This window comes from Microcoleus sp. OTE_8_concoct_300, from assembly GCF_031383065.1.
Lineage (GTDB): Bacteria > Cyanobacteriota > Cyanobacteriia > Cyanobacteriales > Microcoleaceae > Microcoleus.
This window is the reverse complement of the sequence record NZ_JANMZH010000104.1, coordinates 11,806-35,823: the sequence shown is the minus strand read 5'-3', so window position 1 is coordinate 35,823 and position 24,018 is coordinate 11,806. Positions and strand designations below refer to the sequence as shown.

The 24,018-nt window shown below is 45.2% G+C and carries 18 protein-coding genes; 13 read left to right on the top strand and 5 right to left on the bottom strand.

Annotated features, from left to right (window positions below; genetic code table 11):
- Positions 1-45: 45 nt before the first annotated feature.
- A complete protein-coding gene (locus ACUVJL_RS04830; RefSeq protein ID WP_445244810.1) occupies positions 46-402 on the bottom strand; it encodes a zinc ribbon domain-containing protein in 357 nt (118 codons plus the stop codon).
- A gap of 213 nt (positions 403-615) precedes the next feature.
- On the opposite strand from ACUVJL_RS04830, the gene ACUVJL_RS04825 reads away from it, so the two are divergent.
- Together ACUVJL_RS04825 and ACUVJL_RS04820 are read left to right on the top strand one after the other, a co-directional pair.
- Entirely contained in the window at positions 616-942 is a 327-nt protein-coding gene (locus tag ACUVJL_RS04825; protein ID WP_333135833.1) for a phasin family protein, read from the top strand.
- 256 nt (positions 943-1,198) lie between these two features.
- Positions 1,199-1,786 carry an FKBP-type peptidyl-prolyl cis-trans isomerase gene (locus tag ACUVJL_RS04820; protein WP_445244809.1) on the top strand — a complete coding sequence of 196 codons (588 nt, stop codon included), beginning with the start codon at positions 1,199-1,201 and terminating at the stop codon, positions 1,784-1,786.
- 339 nt (positions 1,787-2,125) lie between these two features.
- On the opposite strand, the gene dnaB is transcribed toward ACUVJL_RS04820, so the two are convergent.
- The 3 genes from dnaB to ACUVJL_RS04805 all read right to left on the bottom strand — a co-directional run bounded on the left by dnaB (position 2,126) and on the right by ACUVJL_RS04805 (position 9,804).
- Positions 2,126-3,451 carry a replicative DNA helicase gene (dnaB, locus tag ACUVJL_RS04815; protein WP_445244808.1) on the bottom strand — a complete coding sequence of 442 codons (1,326 nt, stop codon included), beginning with the start codon at positions 3,449-3,451 and terminating at the stop codon, positions 2,126-2,128.
- Positions 3,452-3,910: 459 nt separating this feature from the next.
- Positions 3,911-4,369, bottom strand: coding sequence for a 50S ribosomal protein L9 (gene rplI, locus ACUVJL_RS04810; RefSeq protein ID WP_332957781.1), 459 nt, complete (start codon positions 4,367-4,369; stop codon positions 3,911-3,913).
- Positions 4,370-4,638: 269 nt separating this feature from the next.
- Positions 4,639-9,804: a PAS domain S-box protein gene (locus ACUVJL_RS04805; RefSeq protein ID WP_445244807.1), complete on the bottom strand. Its 5,166-nt coding sequence runs from the start codon at positions 9,802-9,804 to the stop codon at positions 4,639-4,641.
- A gap of 639 nt (positions 9,805-10,443) precedes the next feature.
- On the opposite strand from ACUVJL_RS04805, the gene ACUVJL_RS04800 reads away from it, so the two are divergent.
- Positions 10,444-11,283 (top strand): glycosyltransferase family 8 protein, encoded by an 840-nt coding sequence (locus tag ACUVJL_RS04800; protein ID WP_445244806.1) that lies wholly within the window; start codon positions 10,444-10,446, stop codon positions 11,281-11,283.
- Positions 11,284-11,285: 2 nt separating this feature from the next.
- Here ACUVJL_RS04800 and gloB read toward each other — a convergent pair whose 3' ends face one another.
- Positions 11,286-12,059 carry a hydroxyacylglutathione hydrolase gene (gloB, locus tag ACUVJL_RS04795; protein WP_445244805.1) on the bottom strand — a complete coding sequence of 258 codons (774 nt, stop codon included), beginning with the start codon at positions 12,057-12,059 and terminating at the stop codon, positions 11,286-11,288.
- A 227-nt stretch (positions 12,060-12,286) separates the two neighbouring features.
- On the opposite strand from gloB, the gene ACUVJL_RS04790 reads away from it, so the two are divergent.
- The 10 genes from ACUVJL_RS04790 to ACUVJL_RS04745 all read left to right on the top strand — a co-directional run bounded on the left by ACUVJL_RS04790 (position 12,287) and on the right by ACUVJL_RS04745 (position 23,967).
- On the top strand, positions 12,287-12,490 hold the full coding sequence (locus ACUVJL_RS04790; protein WP_445244804.1) for a hypothetical protein: 204 nt from the start codon (positions 12,287-12,289) through the stop codon (positions 12,488-12,490).
- A gap of 200 nt (positions 12,491-12,690) precedes the next feature.
- On the top strand, positions 12,691-13,692 hold the full coding sequence (gene galE / locus ACUVJL_RS04785; protein WP_445244803.1) for a UDP-glucose 4-epimerase GalE: 1,002 nt from the start codon (positions 12,691-12,693) through the stop codon (positions 13,690-13,692).
- A gap of 92 nt (positions 13,693-13,784) precedes the next feature.
- Entirely contained in the window at positions 13,785-14,717 is a 933-nt protein-coding gene (locus ACUVJL_RS04780; protein ID WP_445244802.1) for an alpha-1,2-fucosyltransferase, read from the top strand.
- 24 nt (positions 14,718-14,741) lie between these two features.
- Entirely contained in the window at positions 14,742-15,578 is an 837-nt protein-coding gene (locus tag ACUVJL_RS04775) for a hypothetical protein (RefSeq protein WP_445244801.1), read from the top strand.
- 263 nt (positions 15,579-15,841) lie between these two features.
- Positions 15,842-17,020: a glycosyltransferase family 4 protein gene (locus ACUVJL_RS04770; RefSeq protein WP_445244800.1), complete on the top strand. Its 1,179-nt coding sequence runs from the start codon at positions 15,842-15,844 to the stop codon at positions 17,018-17,020.
- 86 nt (positions 17,021-17,106) lie between these two features.
- Positions 17,107-19,110, top strand: a complete 2,004-nt coding sequence (locus ACUVJL_RS04765; protein WP_445244799.1) for an ABC transporter ATP-binding protein — start codon at positions 17,107-17,109, stop codon at positions 19,108-19,110.
- Positions 19,111-19,194: 84 nt separating this feature from the next.
- A complete protein-coding gene (locus ACUVJL_RS04760; RefSeq protein WP_445244798.1) occupies positions 19,195-20,394 on the top strand; it encodes a glycosyltransferase family 4 protein in 1,200 nt (399 codons plus the stop codon).
- Positions 20,395-20,643: 249 nt separating this feature from the next.
- Positions 20,644-21,618, top strand: a complete 975-nt coding sequence (locus tag ACUVJL_RS04755) for a glycosyltransferase family 10 domain-containing protein (RefSeq protein WP_445244797.1) — start codon at positions 20,644-20,646, stop codon at positions 21,616-21,618.
- A gap of 129 nt (positions 21,619-21,747) precedes the next feature.
- The gene (locus tag ACUVJL_RS04750; RefSeq protein ID WP_445244796.1) at positions 21,748-22,785 is read left to right on the top strand and encodes a DUF2278 family protein; all 1,038 of its coding nucleotides are present in this window, start codon (positions 21,748-21,750) and stop codon (positions 22,783-22,785) included.
- 207 nt (positions 22,786-22,992) lie between these two features.
- Positions 22,993-23,967, top strand: a complete 975-nt coding sequence (locus ACUVJL_RS04745) for an Npun_R2821/Npun_R2822 family protein (protein WP_445244795.1) — start codon at positions 22,993-22,995, stop codon at positions 23,965-23,967.
- Positions 23,968-24,018: the final 51 nt, after the last annotated feature.

Sequence of the window (24,018 nt, the reverse complement as noted above, 5' to 3'; positions counted from 1 at the left end):
CCAGATTAACAGAGATATCTCTATACTACGCTTTGTACAATCCGATTAAATCGACAGAGCAATGCTAATAATAATTAAACCTAATAAAGCTAACCAAACGAGATGGCGCTGACACCAATTTTTGATTGATTGTGACCAGCCACCGCTGATGTAACGGCTCGTCTGTGGCACAAGCGGCTCAGCTTGATCGTGATAAAGCGTGCATTCTTTGGCAAAGGGACGCTGGGGGTAGTTGCAAGTGTCGTCTTCGTGATAAATACAGGTAGTGCACAGAAATTCTTCGGGTGGCGATCGATAAAGGGGGATACCCGGATGACCGAAAGCCTTGAGAGGGGTTTTGCAGTGCGCACAGGCGATCGCTCGGGCGTCTACAGGTTGGTGACAGCGGGGGCAATCAGGCATAGACAGCAGGTGATTGGGTAATTTTGTCGGTAGCTCATTAGCGGGTTTACCGAACGCTGATCGACACGCTCGACTCGCCATCAGGCGGCTGGATGCTCCAAAATAGAAAGGTAGGTCAGCGCTGATGTAACTTTAAGTGTACAGATGGTTTGGCAGCGACAGCAGGCGACCTGAGCCGATCGGGTATGAAGGGGCAAACAGTAGGAAAAATATATGGATAACAATAGCAACTTACTCAAACAACTGGTAATGTTCGGCATTGGTACTACCTCCCTGGTGGCCGAGAAATTGCAGGAGGTCAGCGAGCAATGGGTCAAAGATGGCAAAATCAATTCCGAGCAAGCCAAAACCTTTGTCGATGACATGACCGAGCAGCTCAAGTCCGAGCAGGGCAATTGGGATACGCAGTTGCAGCGGCAACTACGGAATATCCTGCAAGATATGGGAGTTCCCCGACAGTCCGAAATGGATGAGTTGCGGGGAAGGCTCGATCGTCTTGAACGTCAGATGCGGGATTTAGAAAACCGTAACTGGCGCTGAGTTCGATCGGACTCGACGGTTCGCGGCTATCTTGTGATAAGATTGTCACCCGAAGGCAGAAGGCTCAAAAAGGCACTTATGTAGAAGCCACTTATGTAGAATTACACACATTCTGACTTCATACTTTTGCCTTTAAAATTATCTGACACCTGCCCTTTTTTGGTGGAAAAGTTCAGATAAAATTTGGTAGTTTTTGTTGTACTAGATGTCTTAGATATCTGAGATATCGCGGTTTAAAGTATCAGGAGGATTAATTTTGCGAGGAGTTCTAGTCAGCTTGGGGGTAATGCTGGTTTGCTTTGTGTTTTTGATAGTCGCTCAAATGGGCGGTTCTGGGTCCCAAGCAGTTGCCGCCGAATTGAACAATCTTTTACCCGAGACTGCTATTGAGAAGTTGTCAGCGCCTTCTTTGGAAGAAGATAGCTTGCTAGTAGCTGATGCTACTTTACCAGAGGTACCAGCTACTATCGCTGGCAATAACATGACTGATAATACTGAGAAAACTGTCACCACAGATTCAGGTCTGAAATATGTTGAATTGAAAGAGGGTAATGGGGCGACTCCAAAAACCGGCCAGAGGGTTGTCGTGCACTACACTGGAACTTTGGAGGATGGCACGAAGTTTGACAGTTCGCGCGATCGCAATTCTCCTTTTGAGTTCAAAATTGGCGTGGGTCAAGTAATTAAGGGTTGGGATGAAGGTGTCGGTACGATGAAAGTTGGAGAGCGCCGCCAGTTGATTATTCCCCCTGAACTAGGTTACGGCGCTCGCGGTGCCGGCGGGGTGATTCCTCCTGATGCTACGCTGATTTTTGATGTGGAATTGTTGAAAATCGCTGGCTAGGTAGCTCAACTTAATTAAACGTAAAACTTTTACGGTGTTTAGAAACCCGGTTTTTTTAAGAAACCGGGTTTCTGTGTAATATCACGTCTGGTAAATTAACCACAATATTTGTAGGGGCAGGTTTTATATCAAATCCGGTAGCATCGGAATTATTCATCTCTGTATTCTCTCCCTCTGCGTTCTCTGCGCCCTCTGCGGTTAAATCATTCCGATGCAACCGGAAACGATATCACCAACAATCTTTCATTCCTATCGACAATATCTATAAACTCGGCCCCACTCGATAGACAAAATTTTATAACGGCCAATTCAACAAACATAATATAAGCCGTGGTTAATTTAAGATCGCTTCGGAGATGCCAGATTGCGAAAGCAGGTAAATTGGGGGTCAAATAATAGTTTGATGATTCCTGTGGGCCCGTTTCTGTGTTTGGTAATAATTACTTCTGCAATTCCGCGATCGGGGGAATCAGGGTTGTAATATTCATCGCGGTAGAGCATAATTACTAAATCTGCGTCTTGCTCGATCGATCCGCTTTCGCGTAAATCAGACATCATGGGCCGCTTGTTTGTCCTCGCTTCCACACCCCGACTCAACTGAGATAAGGCAATAATCGGCACGTTGAGTTCGCGGGCTAAACCTTTAAGACTTCTGGTAATTCGAGATAGTTCTTGCACGCGGTTGTCGCTGCTACCTTCCATTAATTGCAGGTAATCTAGCAAGACTAATCCTAGGGTTCCGCCTTGTTCTGCTTGGAGGCGGCGGACTTTCGATCGTATTTCTGTGACGGTAATATTGGGAGTATCGTCAATAAATAGTGGTAGTTCTGATAAATTGCCAATGGCTGTACTGATTGGTTCCCATTCGTTTTGACTGATTCTACCCGATCGCAATCGGTTACTTTCTATTTTGGCTTCACTCGACAGGATACGCTGCACTAGCTGTTCTTTCGACATTTCTAAGCTGAAAACGGCAACCGGCAATTTCTGCTGTCCGGCGGCGATGTGATGGGCGATGTTGGTACAGAAAGCGGTTTTGCCCATCGCCGGCCTAGCTGCAACGATGATTAAATCCGATCGCTGAAAGCCTCCTGTCATAGCATCTAAATCGTAAAAACCGCAGGGAATGCCGGGAAGCGTGAGGCCTTCATTGCGATTTTCTAGGTCTTGAAATGTTTGGTTTAGCGTTTCGCCGATCGACACTAAATCCTGTTGCGGACGTTCTTGAGTTATGCTGAAAATTTCTTGTTCGGCGCGGTCTAAGACTGTTTCTAGCGGTGCTGCCGTCTCGTAGCCTAATTGTACTATGTTATTGCCAGCTTCGATTAATTTGCGGCGCTGATATTTGTCTTCAACTAAAACTGCATATTGGTCGATGTTGACTGCTGAAACTGTGCGATCGACTAATTGTGCTAATTTAGTTAGTCCTCCTACTTGCTCTAACTGGTTGCGGTCGGTTAGCCAAGTTGTTACCGTCATTAAATCCGTAGGCTGACCCTGTAAAAATAGCCCTAATGCCGATCGATAAATGACTTGATGAGCGGTGATGGCAAAAAACTCCGGCCGCAGAAGTTCGGCAATTCGGGAAATAGCTTCGGGGTCAATTAAAATCCCGCCCAAAATTGCTTCTTCTGCCTCTATATTTGTCGGCATCAAATCGCTCATTAGTCAATAGTCCTCAGTCATTAGTTGTTAGTCATTAGTCATCAGTCATTAGTTATTAGTCATTAGTCATTAGTTATTAGTCATCAGTCATTAGTTATTAGTCATTAGTTTAGGACTTACGCACCAACTCTATCTGTAGGCTGCTTATGGGCGCACCTTATTCCTACCTATAGCGCCTTCAACCATTTTTTGCGTAAATCCTATAGTTATTAGTTGCCAGTGATTAGTCCTCAGTTTTAAATCTGCAAGTTAGCAGTCCTCAGTCCTTAGTTAGCGTTACTCACTTCTTAGTTAGCGGTACTCAGTTCTTAGCTAATGACTAATGACTAACAACTAATGACTAACAACTAATGACTAACAACTAACAACTAATGACTAACAACTAATGACTAACAACTAATGACTAACAACTAATGACTAACAACTAATGACTAATGACTAATGACTGATGACTCTTAATTACATCGGAACAACTTGAATATCAACTTCGGCGGTAACTTCTGCGTGTAGTTTGATTTCAGCTTTGTATGTACCAGTTTGGCGAATTTCCGGTAGGGTGATGCCGCGCCGATCGACTTCTTGACTGGTAGAGTTGAAAATCAGTTCTGCTACTTCTTGGTTGGTAACTGTACCAAAAATCGCGTCTGCTTCGCCAACTTGCTTGGAGATGATGAAAGGCCCAGCCGATTCGAGGGCGGTTTTGCGGACTTCAGCTTGCTGCTTGAGCTCTAGCTGGCGTACTCTTTCTTCTTCACGGCGGCGCTCTGCTTGCTTGAGAATGCCCGGAGTGGCTCTAAATCCCATTCCTTGGGGTACTAGGTAGTTGCGGGCGTAGCCCGGGGCTACTTCTACTACGTCGCCAGCTTTTCCGAGTTTGCTGACATCTTTATTTAAAACTAATTGGACGCGCTTGGCCATGATCGTTGCTTCTGGGGTTTTAACTGCAACTTTTTATAATAGCGAAGTTTGAGGGGCGATCGCAAGGAAGTTCGGCAACGGATTATGTAGCGGATGTAACGGATTTAACGGATTTAACGGATGGATGTTGAGATTCGAGGTTCGAGATTCCAGGTTCGAGGGAAGAAACAGGGATAATATTTTTAACGGGCAAATTCAGTTTGAAATTACGCCAAACAGGGGTGCTGTAATGAGCCAAATCAACTACAGTGCAATGTCTTACCGATCGCTCAGGCTTTATTTTCAAGGCGCTGGGCGACGATCGATCGCGCTACAGTAGCAACTAACTGGGTCGGATCGATCGGCTTGGCTAAGTGTTTTTGAAATCCTGCTTGCAAAACTTGGCGCTCGTTCGCTTCTCCAGCATAGGCCGTTAAGGCGATCGCCAACAACTGCCGATACTCAGGCGCAAGCTGAGTGCGGATACGATTTATCAACATATATCCGTCCATCTGGGGCATTCCGATGTCGCTGACGAGCAAATCCGGTGCAGTTTGTTCGATCGACTCTAGCGCCTCAGCAGCAGATGACAGCGAAATCACCTCTGCACCCGCTTCCTCAAGCACAAAAGCGACAAAATCTCGCGAGTCGAGTTCATCATCTACCACCAAAATTCTCAATCCAGCTAGTGGCAAGGATGAGAGATCGGGACTAGCACCCCCATGACGTTCTTCCTCCTCCTGCCTTCTAGAATCATCATTTAATAGCGGTAATCTCACCGTAAACGTCGCTCCTTGACCAACTCCTGCGCTTTCTGCAAACACCGTTCCGCCGTGAAGTTCGATCAGTTGGCGGACGATCGCCAATCCCAATCCCAAGCCGCCAAATTTGCGAGTTGTGGCGCCATCTTCTTGTCGGAAATGGTCAAAAACATAAGGCAAGAAATTGGGAAGAATGCCTTTACCAGTGTCTATGACTTGAATTTGAGCTTGGTGTTCGATTTTGCCTAATCGAACTTCAACTTGACCGCCTTCGGGCGTAAATTTCACCGCGTTTGACAGCAAATTCCAGACAATTTGCTGCAAGCGACTTGTATCGCCGACAACTTGCCCGACATCGGGACTTAAAATTGTTTTAATTTGAATTTTTTTTGCTTGGGCTGCTAATTGCACGGTTTCCACCGCAGACGGGATAATAGTTGCCAGATTCACCGGAGCGACATTCAATCTGAGTTTCCCTTGCAGAATCCGAGACACGTCAAGCAAGTCTTCGATTAATTGAGATTGCAGCCTGGCGTTGCGCTCGATCGTCTCAAAAGCCTTAGCAGTTTGAGGCCTGTTCAGCTTGCCGCCGACGAGCAGTTGCGACCAGCCTAAAATCGGATTCAGAGGCGATCGCAACTCATGAGAAAGCACCGCCAGAAACTCGTCTTTAATGCGGTTAGCTCGCTCGGCTTCCGCGCGGGCAGTTTGTTCTAATTGGAGAACCATATCGCGCTCGGTTTCGACTTGTTTGCGCTCTGTAATGTCGATAACAGAGCCGATATAACCCTCAAATTGTCCCCTTTCGGTAAATCTGGGAGCAGCCGCATCGATCACCCAAGAATATCCGCCATCCTGGCGCCGGAGGCGAAATTCTACGCGGTACGGTTCCTGGCGTTCGTTGGCGGTCAAGAACGCATTTTTGGCCTGTTCTCGGTCTTCTGGATGCGCCGCGTTTACCCAACCCAATCCCAAACCTGTTTCCTCAGTTTGACCTGTGAAGTCATACCAGCTTTCGCTCAAGAAAGTGCAATAGCCTGTGGAGTTTGTTACCCATACCATAAAGGGAGCGTTGTTAGCCATATTGCGGAATCGTTCTTCGCTTTCTTGCATCGCTGCTTCTGCTTGTTTGCGTTCTGTGATATCCCGACAGACAATCACTCCGCCTTTGATTTCACTGCTAGCATCAACTACCGGATAACCGCTGATACTGATCCAGCGATCTTCGGAATCTTCGCGGCGGACAAATACCTCTACATCATTGACATATTCACCTTTGATTGCTCTGGCTAGAGGTAGTTCAGCGTCGGGGAAGAGAGTGTTTTTGTCTGGCAAAAATAGCCCGTAAGTGCTCGACCATTCCTCACAAGATTTTTCATTCGATAGCTGACCGAATATCCGCACGGCGGCTCTGTTAAACAGCACAAACTCCCCTTGTTGGTTGGCCAAAATCAAGCCATCACCAATGCTGTCAATGATTACTTGCAGTAACTTAGTTTGTTCTTCCCGGGCGACTTCTGCTCGTTTGCGATTTGTGATGTCGCTGGAGATGCCAATCAGGCCGATGACTTCTCCCGCCTGATTGCGGTAGGGAGCTTTCATTGCCACAAATGTCCGAATGCCATCGGGAGATTCTTCGACGACTTCTGTTTCTCCAGATTCCATAATGCGCCGATCGTTTTCCGTGACTGTGGCTCCAAGTTCTGCTATTGGGTATAAATCGCGATCGCGCCGGCCAATTACTTCAGCTGCAGGTTTTCCCAGTACGTCCAGCGTGGCTGGATTTGCATAAATAATCCGTCCTTCTCGATCTTTGACAAAAATTGGCGTGGGCGCTGACTCGTTAATCAGGTTCAAAATCGCATTCTTTTGCCGCAGTTCTTCTTCAGTGCGTTTGCGATCGCTAATATCGCCCCAATAAGCCGTAAGTCCTTCGGCCGCAGGATAGGCGCTTACTTCTATATACATCTGGAGCGACGGCGAGAACTCTTCAAACTTGACAGAAACTTGCTCGTTAACGACTCGATGAAATTCTTGATATGACCTTGAATTTGATTCTTTCTCGGCGGGGAATACCTCCCAGATCGATCGACCTAACAAGTCGGCTCTCGATCGAGAAAGCAGTTTTTCTGCTGTGGCATTAACGTAGGTATAGCGCCATTGTGAATCGAGCGCCATAAAGGCATCGGTAATACTTTCTATAATATTGCTGACTTGCTGGGAAGCCGCGCCCGCCGCGAGTTCAGCGTTTTTGCGCTCGGTGATGATTTCGCAAAAAATCATGATGCCGCCAATCTCATTGGTGTTGGTTCGCCAAGGATGAATTTCCCAGCGCACCCAGTCGACGCAGCCCTCAGGGCGGGGAACCCGATCTTCAGGGCAGATTTCGACTGCTCCCGCCAGACAGCGCTGGTGGATTTGTTTGAAACGATCGGGCAAATCCGGAAAGATGTCGTAGTGCGATCGGCCCACAATGTTTTGAGTGCCGAGTCCGTAACTTGCCAGCCAGCGGTCGCTCACCAGCATATACCGCATCTGGCGGTCAAACATCGCCACCCCCGCAGGCGAATGTTTGACGAACAGCCGCAGTTGCTCTTCCTGTTGCCGCAGCAGATTCTCCGATTGTTTGCGATCGGTGATTTCTTTGAAAAGTAAGGCGACTTGTCGGCTTTGCGGCTCAGGAGTGCGGAACGCCAAAACCTCGAACCAGCGGTTCATGACTTCCGAGCCGTGCTCGAAGCGCAAGGACTCCCCCGTGAGCGCGACTTTGCCGTACACCTCAAACCAATAATTTTCGTGATCTGGAACGAGCTGTCGCATCGTTTTACCTGCAGCTTGTTCGAGTCCGGTTTGTTTCAAGAAAGCCGGATTGACTTCCAAAAAGCGGTAATCGATCGGCTTGTCGTTGTCGTCAAACAGCATTTCGATGATGCAAAAGCCTTCGTCTAGGCAATCAAACAAAGTGCGATAGCGTTCCTGGGAGCGGTGCAAAGCAGCAAGAGCTTGTTTGCGATCGCTAATATCCATAAACGCTGCCACAGAGCCGCGAACTGCGCCCTGCTCGTCAAATAACGGCACCGCATTCACCAACCAATCAAAGGCTACCCCGTCCGATCGCACCATTTGAATTTCCACATCTCGCACTTCGACGCCGTTCGCCACGGCCAGTTGCATCGGCAGTTGTTCTCCCGGAATTTCTTCTCCGTTGCGGAATCGTCTAAACGGAAGGGCCCAGGCTTGCTCTCCGGTTCCAGAAACATTGGTATCGGGCGGCACTATCAACATCGCCTGGGCAAATCGGTTAGCGCGAATTACTTTACACTGGGGGTCGCGGGCGATCGTAATGCCAACGGGTACAGCATCAAGTATCGATTGCAGTTCATTAACTTGTCGCTCTAGTTCCTGGTTGAGCCGTTGAATTTCTTTTTGGGTAGCTTTGCGATCGGTAATTTCCTGCACCGTCACATTCACGCCCAACACGCGATCGTCCTCGGCCCTGAGCGGATAGAGACTCAACAGCCAATCCTGTTCCACTCCCGGCTGTGCTGAGTTCGTCCTGCGAACTTCGAGCTGTTGGAGGGGAACTTTAGTTTCAATAACTTGTTGGTAAAGAGGCTCTAAATCATCTGCCATTTCTGGTAAGATTTCGCGCAATGTTTTGCCGATGTGGGCGGCGGCTGGAACTCCGTTAATTTCTGCTAGCCGATCGTTGAGGCGGACAAACCGCAACTCGGTATCGATAAAGCAAAGTCCGATCGGCGCACTAGCATAAATCGCCTCGATTTCTGCTAGTTGTTGGTGTGCCGTTTGCGCTTGTTGAATAAAAACAGCCCGAGCCGCCTTCTGCTCGGTCACATCTTGAAAATAAACGGCTAGTCCCGATGGGATCGGATAGGCTCGTACCGCATACCAAGCATTGAGCGGCGGATAAAAAGATTCAAAACTAACCGTAACTTGTTCCCGAACAGGCAAGATGCCTGTTCCACAAGAAAATTCATCTTTTGTGGAACGGGCATCTTGCCCGTTCTTGAGAATGGTGCAAGATGTGAACTCAAACAAACTGCCCACTGATTCGGGAAACTCTTCCCAAACGCAGTTGCCAATCAAATCTTTCGATGCTCGATTCAGCCACCGCGCCGCTTGCGAATTGAGGTAGGTAAATCGCCAGTCTCGATCCAAAGCAAAGAACCCGTCCGAAATACTTTCGAGGGTGTCTGACAGTTGTGGCGCGGGCGCGTTACAAACTGGTTCGGGCTTTTGTTGAGCGAACTCCGTGAAGGTTGTTACTACCGCATAGGGAGTCGATCGATCTCCCTGAAATAAAGGTTGAGAATTGAGCGTCAACCAAATCAATTCTCCCTGTTGCTGATAAAAGCCCATGATGACATTTGAGCATGGTTGCCCGGTTTGCAGCGCCACCATCGCCGGATGCGTCTCGCCAGGAAAATCCGAGCCATCTTCATGCACAGTATGCCACAGACTATTTATTGAAGTGCAGCCCTGCATCTGTTGTGCTGTCATCCCCAACAGCTCCTGGGCGTGAGAATTGCACCCCTGAATGCTACCATCTGCTAATTGCAGAAGCATCCCTACATCTGTTGGCAAAAGCGCGCCTGGGTAGAGCGGTTTGTTAGAATCCGTTGAAACAGAGGGGTCGATTTTGGGTTGGAGTTCAGTATTGCGTGGATTTTGCATCGGTTTCTAACAACGCTCGTTTTACTTTTGGCAAAGCCAATCGCGCTCATCTATAATAGGGAAATAACCAGAGGAACTTTGGATTTAATCAGGGTGACAATCTAACCTAAGAGGGATGTCGATCGTCCTACTGGGAAGTCAAGCTCGGGACAGTTTATTTTATGGTAGAGTTCCACGTCTTAACCACTTGCGAGATTTAGCACAGGCGACGGGCCAATTTCTGGCTGTTTGAAATGCGAGGTCAGTCAGTCTCATCAGTTTTCCGCGTTGCTGGATCTTACCGACGGCTGTTGGTGGTTTTAGGGCGCGAACAGATAAAACTTGCGCACAGGTAAATAAGTGGATTAAGCTTGAAAATACATAAGCCCTCTCTTGCAGCGAGTGAAACGAAGCAATCGCTCTTGTTACGCCCGCCTTACATTCTGTTACATTGTAAACTTTATTTGCGCCTGCCTACTTAAAAACCCGGTTTCTTTGTGTAAACCAGATCGTAAATTTAGGCAAGGTTATGTTCGTCTCAACGTTAAACGGGCGATCGTATTTACCCTATACAGGGCCGCCTGCTTCCTGCCGTGCCGACGTTTGTGTCAAGTTTGACCGCGCGCATTTTACCTTTGTTAATTTCACCAACTTAATTCTATGCACATATTCACCGCCGGCGATCGCAACTATATTCTGGGGTTAGCAGCACTTCTTAAGTCTATAGATCTGAATGCTAGTAAATCTGGACAGGAGCAGGTAAAAATTAGCATTGTATCTACAGACATAAATCCACAGCAAAAAAAACAGTTACAGAATTGCTGCAAATACAAGATTGAATGGCAAGACTTGCAATCTAAATACGACCAACTTCTTTCGATGGCAGGTTCTAAACTTCCTTACGTTAAATTGGAGCCGCGAAAATATACCAAGGAAACAGAAAGGCTGATTTGGCTCGACAGCGACGTGATCGTTCTGGGAAGTTTAGAGCCGCTGTGGAACCTAGATCTTCAAACAATGCCGATAGCAGCCGCACCCGACCAGTTTGGAAATCCGAACAATTCTCAAGATCGAAACCCTTATTTAAATAGTGGCGTTTTAGTTTACAACATGAAGCTTTGGGAGGAAGATCAACTGTCCGAAAAGTTGATGAAAAACGCTCAATCAAACCTTTGGGTCGATCACGATCAGGGTACATTAAATTCATTTTTAGCAGGAAGGTGGAAGCAATTAGAGCTAATATGGAACAACCCCAATACTAAAGATATGTCAACTCAAGTGATGCACTTTATGGCGAGACCGAAACCGTGGGAAAGCTCCGCCCCCAATCAATTATGGCTCGATATGTTGTCTCAGACACCGTTTAAGGACGAAGTGGAAAAAATTCCAAATAAGCTTAAGGGGATGTCGAGATTTAAGATAAAATCCAGAAGAATTGACGAGTGGTTGAGGGAACCGATACTCAAGTTTAAGAGTTACCTGAAGAGAAAAAAACGTTAAGGTCAAAACCGATCTTTCATGCCGCGCAATCGAGCGAAGGTTTGCACTGGATCGTGGGTGTTGGTGGCTGATTGGAGGTTGGGAAAATCCCAGCGCAAAAATGGGTTTGTGCTTTTTTCGAGGCCGATCGATGATGGTATTGTAGGTTGCGATCGACTGCGCGCTTCCTTGACGGAGTCCAAGCGCTGCTGCAGATCGGAATTGTCGCCATCTACGCTGATGGCAAATTGCAAGTTTTTCAGGGTGTATTCGTGGGCGCACCAAACTCTTGTATTGTCGGGCAAGTTTCGCAGTTGCCCGAGGGAGGCTAACATTTGGGCGGGAGTGCCTTCAAATAGTCTGCCGCAGCCTCCAGCAAATAAAGTGTCGCCGCAGAACAACTCGCCGGTTTCCCCTGGGTTGCTGGGGGGGAAATAGTAGGCAATGTGAGCTTTTGTGTGGCCGGGTACGAAGAAGATTTCGGCGCTTCTGCCAGCAAATTCAACGTGATCGCCCGCTTGTAAAAACACTTGCTGTCCGGGTATTCTGCCTCGGTCTTGGGCGCCGCCGTAAACTTTAATTTGGGGAAAGCGATCGATCAGTTGCTGGTTGCCGCCTACGTGGTCGCTGTGGTGGTGCGTATTGAAAATTGCGGTTAATTCGGCTCCGAGCGAGATCAGTTGCTCCAAGACCGGCTCTGCTTGCGCTGGATCGACAACGGCTGCTGTGCGGCGATCGGGGTCGTGCAGCAAGAAAATGTAATTGTCCGACAGTACCGGAAGCCGATAAACCTGCATAGAAAACTGCCTCTCTAGGAAAAATATTATATAATTAAATTAGTCTGAACGCTATCGGAAGACTGAATGCCGAATTATCAAGTGCGCACATCTATCTTTGGAAGTAAAACTCTGATACGTTATTTTTGCTGTTGAGCAAATTGATTTGCAGTCGGGTACGCATCATTTTTTTTTGGTCAAGAACGGCAATCTAATTTACCTATTGTGACATAAAAGCGATCGAATAAATGCGAACATCTCACCACAAATCGAACTTAACAATTTCTCAAATGGTCGATCGGATTGTAGCGTCTGGCAATATCACTCGCCGGGAACATTTATTTTTGACTTCTGCTCTCCTCTCAGATGATAAAATTTCAGAAGAGGATCGACATCAAATCAATCGGATATTTGATTATATCCAAATTGGTCGCCTCAAGTTTATCGATTGAACAGAAAGACTTGCTCCCTCAGCATCTGTCTGGAGTGTAAAAAGCGTTTTTTAGGAGTGCGAGCGTCCCGTCGGGCACAGCAAAGCCTATATATTTCGCTTGAATTCTCCGGCTCACGCGGAGTGTGAAAGCGTCAGATGTGGAAGTCTCAAATTAACAAGGCTCTTGGCAATCCCAGCTATAAAAACAGGCAGAAGAAAATGAGTGCAGAAAAAGAAACTATTTTGGTGACGGGTGGAGCTGGATATATAGGTTCTCACGCGGTATTAGCACTGAAAAACGCCGGTTACGGTGTGGTGATTTTGGATAATTTAGTTTACGGTCACCGAGATATAGTAGATCAGGCTTTGCAGGTCGAGTTGGTAGTTGGCGATACGAGCGATCGCACTCTTCTCGACAACCTGTTCGCTAAGCACAAAATTGATGCGGTAATGCACTTTTCTGCATACGCTTACGTGGGCGAATCTGTTACCGACCCAGCTAAATATTACCGCAACAATGTCATCGGCACTATTACCCTTTTGGAAGCAATGATTGGTGCTGGGGTGAATAAATTGGTTTTTTCTTCTACTTGCGCGACTTACGGCGTACCGCAGAAAATTCCGCTCACAGAAGACCACCCACAAAACCCGATTAATCCCTACGGTGCTACTAAGTTAATGGTAGAACGGATTTTGTCGGATTTTGACGCTGCGTACAATTTCAAGTCTGTTTGTTTCCGCTATTTTAACGCGGCTGGAGCCGATCCGAACGGGTTAATAGGAGAGGATCACAATCCAGAAACTCACCTGATCCCGCTGGTGTTGTTCGCTGCTTTGGGTAAACGAGATTCTATCTCGATTTTTGGCACGGATTACGATACTCCTGACGGTACTTGCATTCGGGATTACATTCACGTTAACGATTTGGCATCGGCTCACATTTTGGGATTAAAATATTTGCTCAATGGTGGCAAATCTGATTTCTTTAATTTGGGCAACGGCGGCGGGTTTTCGGTGAAAGAGGTGATAGAAACGGCTCGCCAAGTGACGGGAAAAGAGATTAAGGCTGTTGAGTGCGATCGCCGTCCTGGAGACCCGCCTGCTTTGGTTGGCAGCAGCGAGAAAGCCATCAAAACCTTGGGTTGGTCTCCCGAATATCCCGACATTAAGAACATTATCTCCCATGCTTGGCAGTGGCACCAAAAACGCCACAACTCTTAGTATGTAGGGTGGGCATTGCCCACCTTACCATTACAGCAAAGTTTGATTGAATTATTGTGGGGTGGGCGTCCCGCCCGCCCCAAAAATACAATATGCTAATAATATCTGCTAAATCGGGACAACTCGGCAACCGACTGCTGCTTTTTGCTAATTTCATTGCTTGGGCGATCGAGCATAATTTGACTGTTCTCAATCCTGCTTTTGACGAATATGCAGAATTCTTTGTGGGAACCGCTGGTGATTTTTTGTGTTGTTATCCTCCTCCATATTTTACCGCAGCAGGTAACAATTTTGTCAGAAGCAAATATTATAATTTTATTAAATATTTAAGCAACAAAAAAATATTAAAAACGCAAGAAATAACCCGAAAAGAACCTTTTAGTTGGCTAAAATATCAGGATATTGAACAAATCAAGCAAGGTTCAATAGTTTGTTTTCAAGGCTGGCTATTTCGAGATGGCTGGTTTGTAGAAGATGTCCCCAAGTTACACAAGTACGCCGACCAGATTAGAGCATACTTGGCACCATTAGAGCGATATAGAATCAATGTAGATCGTTTGATATTTAATTTAAAAAATAACTCTGATATGCTCGTCGGAATTCACATTCGTCAAGGGGATTATGCTCAGCATCAAAACGGGAGATACTTTTACACAACAGAGCAATATTTAGAAGTCATGAATTCGGTGGTAAGGCTATTTGAAGGGAAAAAAATAAAGTTTTTGATTTGTTCTAATATTCTTCCGCAAAATTCGAGTTTATTTGATAATTTTAACTGTGGATTTGGCAGCGGTCATTTAATAGAAGATATGTATGCTTTGGCTGAGTGCGACTATGTTGTCGGGCCGCCTAGCAGTTATACTATGTGGGCTTCTTTTTATGGAGATAAACCTCTTTACATGATCGCAAATGTCCATAAAACAATTAACCTAAAAGATTTTGTACATTTTTATGAATGGCAAGGAGTTTTTCACGCTCGAGATGACTGGAGTGAGAGCTTTTGGGAGTGGACACACGCTCGGTAAATAAGTAAATCAATAAGTAAATTAATGAATTCAAATAAATTAGCAGTTAAGGGATTTATCACTATTTTAACTGGTCTTTACTCTTTCCAGGATTGCGTTCATTTTCTGGCTTCTGTCAGGAAGTTTCACCGCGAACCCATTATTGTTTTAATAGATAGAGTTCCTCAAATTTTATACCCTTTACTTCAGGTGTTCGGAAATGTCATATTGAAACCTGCACCGTCTCACGAAAATCCTGTTTTAGCGTCGCGGCTAGCTAAGCTGGCTTTGTACGGGGAATCTCTGTTTGAGAAAACTATTTATATGGATTGTGATATTTGTTTGCTGTCGCCAATAGATGAGGTTTTTGATTTTCTTGACGGGGTGGATTTGTTGGTGACGGAAGATGTGCAGCCTGCGATTGCTAAAGCTGCAAATTTATTAAGAGTCAAACAGGATATTCTGTCCACTTTGCAGTCTGTCGGGTTGCCGCTAAATGAAAATAGCATTCAATACAATGGCGGATTTATCGCTTTTACGAAAAGCAGTAAAACTCAGGAATTGTTCACAAACTTTAAGAAATATTTCGAGATGGTAGTAGCACATCAAAATGTGCTACTCTTAAAAGACCAGGGTGCTTTTGCGGCTGCTGTTGAATCTGTGAAACCGAAAATGACAACTTTGTCCCCTGTTTACAACTTCTTGGATAAGTGGAAGGAAATTTATGCGATCGACAAACCGATTAAAGTAATGCACTGCACTTATCCTTACCGCCCTCAGTACGCCAAGAACGTGACGCGATCGCTCTTTACTAGAATAGTCGATCGCACGGCTAAAATATTTTTACCAAATCAACTTAACAATCCTTGGCGTTTAAAATAATTAAAGTTGGTTAACCATCTCCATCAAAAGCAACAAAATTTAGGCAACAATACAAAAAAAATTAGCCTCAACCTATCCAAAAATTTACCTATAATAAGTATTACTGGCTTGAATAACAGTCCTGGGTGCATCACTGGTTTGTTTTTACCAAAATACTTCGTTGCTGCCCTTTTCTCTGGTTAAAAACCCGGTTTCTTTGCTCAGGGATCGCGCAAGTCCCCCTCGCCTTGACAAAAGCTCGGTTAACCAGGAAAATCAAACAAATGTTTTCAACAAAATCCTCAGTAAAAGTTTCATTAGTAGTGAGCGATTTGTCAGGAGGAGGTGCAATTCGTGCTTTTCTTTTAGCTCAAGTCCTGATCGAGCTTAAATGTGATGTAGAAGTAGTGGGATTTCAGTTTGGCAAGGACTTGTATGCTATTCCTCCCAGAGACATCCCGGTATGTGCCATACCAGCTCAAAATTATCCGGGGTTTTTGATGGATGCTCAAAAACTTTGGAAAAAAATAGATGGGGATATTATTTATGCAGTCAAACCTAAACCTACAAGCTTGGGTTTATCGCTGCTAAAAAAACTGGCGACTCGCCACTCTATAATTTTAGATATAGACGACTGGGAACTGAGCTGGTACGGTGGAGATGAATGGCAATACCGTCCCTCTTTCAAACAACTTTATCGAGATATTTTTAAACACAACGGTCAATTGAGAGAACCAGATCATCCCCTCTATCTCAAGTGGATGGAAAGTCTAATCCACCGTGCTGATGCAGTCACCGTTGATACTGAGTTTTTAAAACAGCGTTTTGGTGGTGTATATATGCCTAATGGCAAGGATACTGCAATGTTCGACCCTGCTAAATACAATCCTGAATTGAGCAGACAGCGTTATGGCTTGTCCGGCTATAGAATCTTAATGTTTCCCGGTGCGCCGCGACCTCACAAAGGTGTTGAGGATGTTTTGATGGCCCTCGAACAGTTAAATGAACCCGATTTAAAATTAGCGATCGTTGGCGGAAGCCCTTATGATGATTATGATGATAAACTTGTGAAACAATGGGGGCGTTGGATTGTTAAACTGCCAAAGTTTCCAGTCGAGATGATGCCGTCGGTTGTAGCGGCAGCTCACGTTGTCGTTGTTCCTCAGCGAGAAACTCTCACAGCCGTGGCTCAGTTTCCGCTCAAGCTGACAGATGGTATGGCAATGGCTAAGCCTGTTTTATCTACGCGAGTGGGGGATATTCCAGCAATTTTAGGGGGAACTGGTTATTTAGTCGATCCGAGTTCTCCCGCTCAAATTTCACAAAAAATTCAATGGATATTTCAAAATTTGACTGCCGCGAATTTGCAAGGAATGAAAGCTCGGGAAAGATGTGTGAAAAAATATAGCATTCAAGCAATGGCACCGATACTCTCAGATATAATTGCAGGTATGTCAAGGTAATTTTAAATCGACTCAATGGAGGAAGAAAAACTGGCTGTCGTTAAAGAATATTTTGATATGTCGTATTGTTTAGCTGGGAATGCTTTATGTCTGCCAATAAGCTACTCCTAAAATATGCCAGACGATATCCCGGCAGAATTATCTTAACTGTGATGCTGGGCTTTTCTGGCGCTTTATTTAACGGTATCAGCACTACTCTAATTGTACCAGTGCTTTTAAGTTTTTTAGAGGAAGCTATCGAGCTGCGCGGCGCTCCACCTCTAATTAAAACTTTGATGCATCCCTTTGAGGGACTGCCCGAAAATCAGCGTTTAATCTTGATGACCGGGGCGATTGTGCTGGCAATTTTTTTGAAAAATGTTACGAGTTATATCAATACTTTAGTAGCTACTTCTCTGACGCGCTCTCTGACTTCTGATTTGCGACAAGCAGGTGTGCGGTTGTTGTTAAAAGTAGATTTAGAGTTTTACTCTCAAACTAAAGTCGGGGACTTAATTAATATATTGGGCGGAGAGATTGGTCGGACTGCTAGTGCAGTTAGCACGGCGATCGCAATGTTTACTACCTCAATGACTGTTTTGGTGTTTGTGGGTCTGCTGCTTTCTCTCTCGTGGAAACTGACGGTGACAGCTACAGTTTTGCTGGCGTTAGTTGCTTGGGCAAATCAATATATTATTAACCGTTCCAAGCATTTTGGCTCCCAGCTTTCTGCAATGTCGAAAGATTATTCGGTTAGGGTGCTGGAAACTCTTACTGGGATTCGGCTGGTCAAGTCAACGGGGAACGAGAAAAGAGAGTATCAGCAGCTCAAGCATTTAATTCAAAGGCGAGAAGAAGCGGATTTTCAGGCTCAGGTAAATTATGCGGCGATCGGCCCAATTAACGAAGTTGTTAATTTAATAGTTATAATTTTGATTGTATTTATAGGTCGCACAATATTTGCAAATGAGATAGAGTCTCTCTCTACAATTTTATTAACCTATTTATTGGTACTTATTAGGTTAATTCCTTTAATTTCTCAGTTGAATAGCGGGCGCAGTCAATTTGCTAGTACATCGGCTAGTGTAGAGGTGGTTAATAAATTTTTGAGGCGCAAGAAGAAGCCCTTTATGCGGAACGGTTCTGTGCCGTACACTCCTTTGCAATCGGGAATTCATTTTAATAAAATATCTTTTAGTTATCCTAACAACGAAAAATTTTTTCTGAAAGAAGTTGATTTATTTCTACCTCGCGGCACTACTTTGGCTTTGGTAGGAGCTTCGGGTTCTGGCAAGTCAACTTTGGCAGATTTACTGCCGAGATTTTACGATCCTACTGAAGGTCAGATCTCGATCGATGGCAGGGATTTGCGCGACTTTGAGCTGAAAAGTCTGAGAAAAGCGATGGGTATTGTTAGCCAAGATACGTTTTTGTTTAATGCTTCAGTGGGCGAAAATATTGCTTACGCTAAGCCCGATGCGACTCAGGCAGAAATTGTGGAAGCGGCGAAGGGAGCGAATGCTTACGAGTTTATCGAACGGTTGGAGAACGGGTTGGATACTCACATTGGCGATCGGGGCCAGATATTATCGGGAGGGCAGCGTCAGAGAATTTCAATTGCTAGAGCTTTGCTGCAAAACCCGGAAATCTTAATTTTAGATGAAGCAACGAGTTCGCTGGATACGGTTTCGGAAAAATACGTGCAAGCGGCGATCGAGAAATTGAGCTGCGATCGCACAACCTTGGTCATCGCCCATCGCCTCTCCACAGTCCAAAAAGCCAACAAAATCGCCGTGATCAAGGACGGACAAGTAGTAGAAATGGGTTCCCACAAAGAATTGCTAGCAAAAGGAGGTGAGTACACTAAATTGTATTCAGTGCAATTTGCCGAAGACAGCGCTCGCGATGAAGCTCTAATTAGAGGTTCTTACGAAATTCGCACTAGCCTGAATTTCATGATAAATTTCCTCACAGTGCTAGTAGATGAAATGGGAGACTCTTCCGAAGAAAGAGACGAGTTTATCAGTAAATCATATGACTCTGCTGCTAATATTGTCAAGACTTTAGAATCTATAGAATATATTATTAAGCGTCACGCTGTTAAAAAGTAGTCAGTTGGCAGTTGGCAGTTGTCAGCAGTCAGTAGTCATTACTCAACAGTCTGCACAGTCAACAATTACCAATTACCAATTACGATGTCTAAATATTATGTATTTTTTACCAGAAATATTTTGCCGCAACCCAATGTAGCGAGTTTAGTTCAAGTTGCACACTCTGCCAATGCCGCAGCAAATCTCGGTTATCCAGCAGTTTTGGTATACCTCCGCAAAGGCTGGAGTGCTTTGAATCCGGTTGATTGGCTTTTTCCTTTTCAACCGAGTAAACCGGATGACAAACTTGCCAAAATTTACAATATTCAGGAAAAATTAAAAGTAGCAGATTTGCCCATGCCTTGGCCGATCGACCTTTGGGATAACAAGTGGACGAGTGCGAGTACCATAGTATCAAAATACTATTTACCGATTCACCTGCTTAAATCGACTCAAATTGTCCATACCCGGGACTGGAACTTTGTCCAAGCAGCAATTAAAAACGGAATTCCCGCTATCTACGAACAGCACCACCATGAAAACAAGCAATTTGAATCAGAAATTGTCCGCAATCCTCTGTTTCAGATTTCCGTAACTGTTGCCGATACAGTGCGAGACAGCATGATTTTGAATGGGATGCCGCCGGAAAAAGTAATTACGCTGCACAACGGTTTTAACCATTTGTTTCTCGCCCGACAAACAGAAGCTGCCCAGAATTGGCGACAGCAATTATTAGAAGATGACAGACAGCATTTAGCAGTTTATGCAGGCGGACTTTACCCGTTTAAAGGTGTCGATATGCTAGTGGATGTGGCCCGGGAGTTGCCGCGAGTTCAATTTGCGATCGCGGGCGGTGATTCATCCCAAGTAACAGCCTACCAGCAATTAGCCAAATCGAAGCAAGTTAACAACATTAAATTTCTCGGCTACCTGCCTCAAAATCAACTGGCTAGCTTGCTGCAAGCAGCCGATGTTTTGACTCACCCGCACTGTTTGACAGAGGCCGCGACGTTCACATCTCCTTTAAAATTCTTTGATTATATGGCATCGGGAACTCCGATTGTAGCGACGGAGATTGCATCTTTAATGGAATTTAAATCGGGAAATATAGCAGCAACTTGGTGCGAACCCGATAACCCGCACCAGTTCGCGCAAAGCATTCGAGATTGTTTAACTAAATATCCGAGGAAAAGCGAAGGTTATGCAGAAACATTGAATTTTGTCAAGCAATTTTCCTGGGAAAATAGGATACAGAAAATTATGGGTTATGTAGATGACCAAGTGCGATCGCAAATCATTCATTAATTCTCATCCGATAATTTCAAAATCCGTAGGGGCAGGTTTTACCAACAATCATCGCCTAAAATTAATAATATCATAAACCCGCCCCGCCCACACGCAAAAACCAGATTTATTATTAGATATGAACCAAAAAATCATCATCCGATAATTTTAAAATCCGTAGGGGCGGGTTTTACCAACAATCATCGCCTAAAATTAATAATTTCATAAACCCGCCCCGCCCACACGCAAAAACCAGATTTATTATTAGATATGAACCCAAAAATTATCGGCACAATCACCACCTACCCAGGAATGAATCAAAGCGACTGGCTGTGGCAACAAACCCCCCAAAACTTCGGCAAATGGGGCAACATTCAAATGCTAGCAAATCACCCAGAACCAGACTTTTTACTGATGTATCAATTCGACTTTCCCAAACCTTCCAAAAATCAATCCTGGATCGACAAAATCCGCCGTCCAAGCCCCCAAAATCCCGAAAATGACATTCGAGAAAAATTGCGCGGTGTCCCCAAGGAACGCATAATTTACCTAATCCGGGAGCCACCATTACCAGAAGTTATTGAAATTACCAAAGCCAACTACGAACAAGCCAAACTTTATTGCGGTTACGTTTCCGGGCCCGACGATTTCGCACCAAAACCTGATTATATGCCCGCGATTTGGTATCACTCTAACTCGTTTCGAGAACTCGATGAAATGCCTGCGCCACCGAAAACTAAATCCTGTTCTTGGATTACTTCAGGTGTTAGCCGCACCGCCAATCACCGCCACAGATTAGACTTTATCAAATTGCTGCAATCGCAAGAATTGGATTTTGACCTTTACGGGCGAAACTTGCCAACTTGGGCGCGCGGGAACGGCACTGTGAACAATAAATGGCACGCCGTCGCGCCATACTATTACAACTTAGCTATTGAAAATTATGCAGAAAACGATTGGTATGTCAGCGAAAAGCTTTGGGATGCTTTGTTAGCTTGGTGCTTGCCAATTTATTACGGCGGTTCGGCGGCGGATAAGTTGTTGCCTGCAGGGAGTTTTCTGCGGCTGCCGAGTTTGGATGAGAAAGGAGTAGAATTTATTAAAGAGGTTGTGGCTGATGCGGATTATTGGCATGAAGCCAGGGATAAAATTGCCGAAGCCAGACAAATCATTCTCCACGAATTGAACTTGCTCAATTGGCTGTCTAACTTTGTATCTCAGGCAATAAATTGTAATGATTCGTAACAGCAAGAAACCGGATTTCTATGATAAGTTATTGGGGGAAGAGTGATAGGATGAAGGGGTGGCTTGACTGGCCAGTACGATCGCTCCTGTAGAGTATGTTGTATATTTTGAAATACCGAGGAGAAGCTTGTGGGTTTAAAGAATTACGGTGTTTTAAAAGGTCGTCCTGTGGGACGCCGTTTGGGGATTACGTCTAATGCTCATTACCAAGTTCACTTAGTTTCGGAAGATACAGACTACCGAATTGCTGTAAACGTAAAATCGCAGGTAGAACCGTCGGAATTAGAGTATTTGGTGGATGAAAATTTTTCTCATCCCATTTTGGCAGGTTTGGCAGAGTTGCCTTTGGGCTTCAAGGAATTGGAGAGAAAGCCCGGTAGTTTGGCACTTGATTTTATCCGCGGCAATCTGTTCGATCGTACTAAAATGATACCTCTACCCTTCGATGTACCTGGTGCGGATAATGACTTAAACGAGAAAATTGACAAATACGTGCAGCGGGCAATGTCGGATGAATCAGCTCATATCTATGCTTTCGGCGAGAAATGGGGGCCCGAAACCATCAAAGACAAAATCTTCGGCTTTTTGCCCGGTAACGGCATTCACGACATCCACATGAATCAGGGGAATGCCGGCAAGTTTGCCAATGATAACGGTGTTTGGCAAGACGGCGGAATGCTGGTACACTTCCCGTCAGAGAACCGCTGGATAGGCATTTTCCTGAAGTTTCAATCGCAAACTTGGCACACTGATGACCATTCGGGACAGCCCATCGACACTATACCCTCACCCATTATCGGCAAACCTCCTGTCAAACCTGGCAAAGGAGGTAAAGTTCTAGAACCTGACTATATTGTCAGAATTGTGGCGGCGTTAGTAAGTCCTGTGGGTGAAGATGCTGGAAAGGAAACCGTAACGCTGCTGAATGCTTCACCGGATGCAATCGATTTGACTGGATGGTCGATCGCAGATAAGTTAAAAAACAAGCATAGGCTTTCCGGTACGGTTGCTGCTGGTGCTTCTGTTGTCGTTACCTTGCCACGAAACGTGCAGCTAAGTAAAAAAGGTGGCTTGATTACGCTGCTAAATCAAGAAGGTTTGAAAGTTGACGGCGTGTCGTACACTCAGCAACAAGCACAGCGCGAAGGTTGGACGATCGTCTTTTAATTAGTTATGGACGGACGGGTGGTCAGAAACCGGTTTTTTTTCTGAGAAGACGGATTACAGCCGACAGAAACAGCAAAAAACCCGGTTTCTTTGATAGTCCTGGACGCACAGGCGGTCAGCCCTTGTAGGGTGCGTCGCTAGCAACAATTCTTGCTACTTACAAATATGCGACAAGCGAGGCACCCTACCACAATTTATTCACTAAATATGAATGGAATTTGCACGCTTGCTAACGATACAGTTTACGACCAACTAATTGCTTTACTCAACAGTATTGAAGTTATCTTAGGCTCAAATACTCCTGTCTGTATTTATCCTTTCGACGACCAGATACAGCAAATCCAAGCTGAAATTGTTAACCGTCCCAACGTCTTTATTTATGAAGATAGCGCCTCAATCCAGCGATGGGACAAATTCATGCAAGCAGCCGCACCCGAGCGTTTGAACCGCAAAAAATTTCGGCTTTACGGCGCACATCGGCGCTTTTGCGCTTTCGACGGCCCGTTTGAAAAGTTTATCTACATGGATGCGGATACTTTGGTGATGAATTCCCTTGATGCGGTTTTTCAGAAGTTAGAGTCATCGGATTTTGTGGTTTATGATTTTCAATTTCGCGACCCAACTAAAGTATACAATATTCAGTCACCAAAACTGCTAGAAGTTTTTGAGCAAAATCGGATCGACTCGGAAATATTTTGTTCTGGATTTTACGCCAGCAAGCAAGGATTGTTTGAGCAAAATACTAGGGAATGGCTGGTAACTCAACTGCAATCGGGCGAGGCGGAAATTCTCTATGAAGGTGCGGGAGAACAGCCGTTGCTCAATTATATGGTGATGAAAACGGGGATGAATAGCTATAATTTTGCTTATAGCCTCCCGGATGGCGAAAAAACTGGGTGTAGCGTCACTTCCCAACATTTTGAAGAGCAAAATCAGATTTTGTACGACAAGGGAAACCGACTTACTTACATTCATTATATTGGTGTGCCGCCGGATTTAATTCGCAGAGTTTGTGCGGGCGAAAATATTGAGTTTCCCTATCGCGATTTGTTCCTGCATTACCGCTATCTCCGCGAACCGTCCAAGGGTCCGATTTTTGTCCAAGCGCCAAAGTCTTATACTGAGATTTCTGGGGAGAATTTGTTAACCAGGGTATTGAGAAGGTTGAGGATAAATGTTTGATGTAGTTGGGATTTTTTTTTAATGATTAAACCGCAGAGTACGCAGAGAACG

Bases quoted from the DNA above. Each gene is read 5' to 3' on its own strand.
- ACUVJL_RS04830 (WP_445244810.1), bottom strand. From the start codon at position 402: ATGCCTGATTGCCCCCGCTGTCACCAACCTGTAGACGCCCGAGCGATC.
- ACUVJL_RS04825 (WP_333135833.1), top strand. From the start codon at position 616: ATGGATAACAATAGCAACTTACTCAAACAACTGGTAATGTTCGGCATT.
- dnaB (WP_445244808.1), bottom strand. From the start codon at position 3,451: ATGAGCGATTTGATGCCGACAAATATAGAGGCAGAAGAAGCAATTTTG.
- rplI (WP_332957781.1), bottom strand. From the start codon at position 4,369: ATGGCCAAGCGCGTCCAATTAGTTTTAAATAAAGATGTCAGCAAACTC.
- ACUVJL_RS04805 (WP_445244807.1), bottom strand. From the start codon at position 9,804: ATGCAAAATCCACGCAATACTGAACTCCAACCCAAAATCGACCCCTCT.
- ACUVJL_RS04800 (WP_445244806.1), top strand. From the start codon at position 10,444: ATGCACATATTCACCGCCGGCGATCGCAACTATATTCTGGGGTTAGCA.
- gloB (WP_445244805.1), bottom strand. From the start codon at position 12,059: ATGCAGGTTTATCGGCTTCCGGTACTGTCGGACAATTACATTTTCTTG.
- ACUVJL_RS04790 (WP_445244804.1), top strand. From the start codon at position 12,287: ATGCGAACATCTCACCACAAATCGAACTTAACAATTTCTCAAATGGTC.
- galE (WP_445244803.1), top strand. From the start codon at position 12,691: ATGAGTGCAGAAAAAGAAACTATTTTGGTGACGGGTGGAGCTGGATAT.
- ACUVJL_RS04780 (WP_445244802.1), top strand. From the start codon at position 13,785: ATGCTAATAATATCTGCTAAATCGGGACAACTCGGCAACCGACTGCTG.
- ACUVJL_RS04775 (WP_445244801.1), top strand. From the start codon at position 14,742: ATGAATTCAAATAAATTAGCAGTTAAGGGATTTATCACTATTTTAACT.
- ACUVJL_RS04770 (WP_445244800.1), top strand. From the start codon at position 15,842: ATGTTTTCAACAAAATCCTCAGTAAAAGTTTCATTAGTAGTGAGCGAT.
- ACUVJL_RS04765 (WP_445244799.1), top strand. From the start codon at position 17,107: ATGTCTGCCAATAAGCTACTCCTAAAATATGCCAGACGATATCCCGGC.
- ACUVJL_RS04760 (WP_445244798.1), top strand. From the start codon at position 19,195: ATGTCTAAATATTATGTATTTTTTACCAGAAATATTTTGCCGCAACCC.
- ACUVJL_RS04755 (WP_445244797.1), top strand. From the start codon at position 20,644: ATGAACCCAAAAATTATCGGCACAATCACCACCTACCCAGGAATGAAT.
- ACUVJL_RS04745 (WP_445244795.1), top strand. From the start codon at position 22,993: ATGAATGGAATTTGCACGCTTGCTAACGATACAGTTTACGACCAACTA.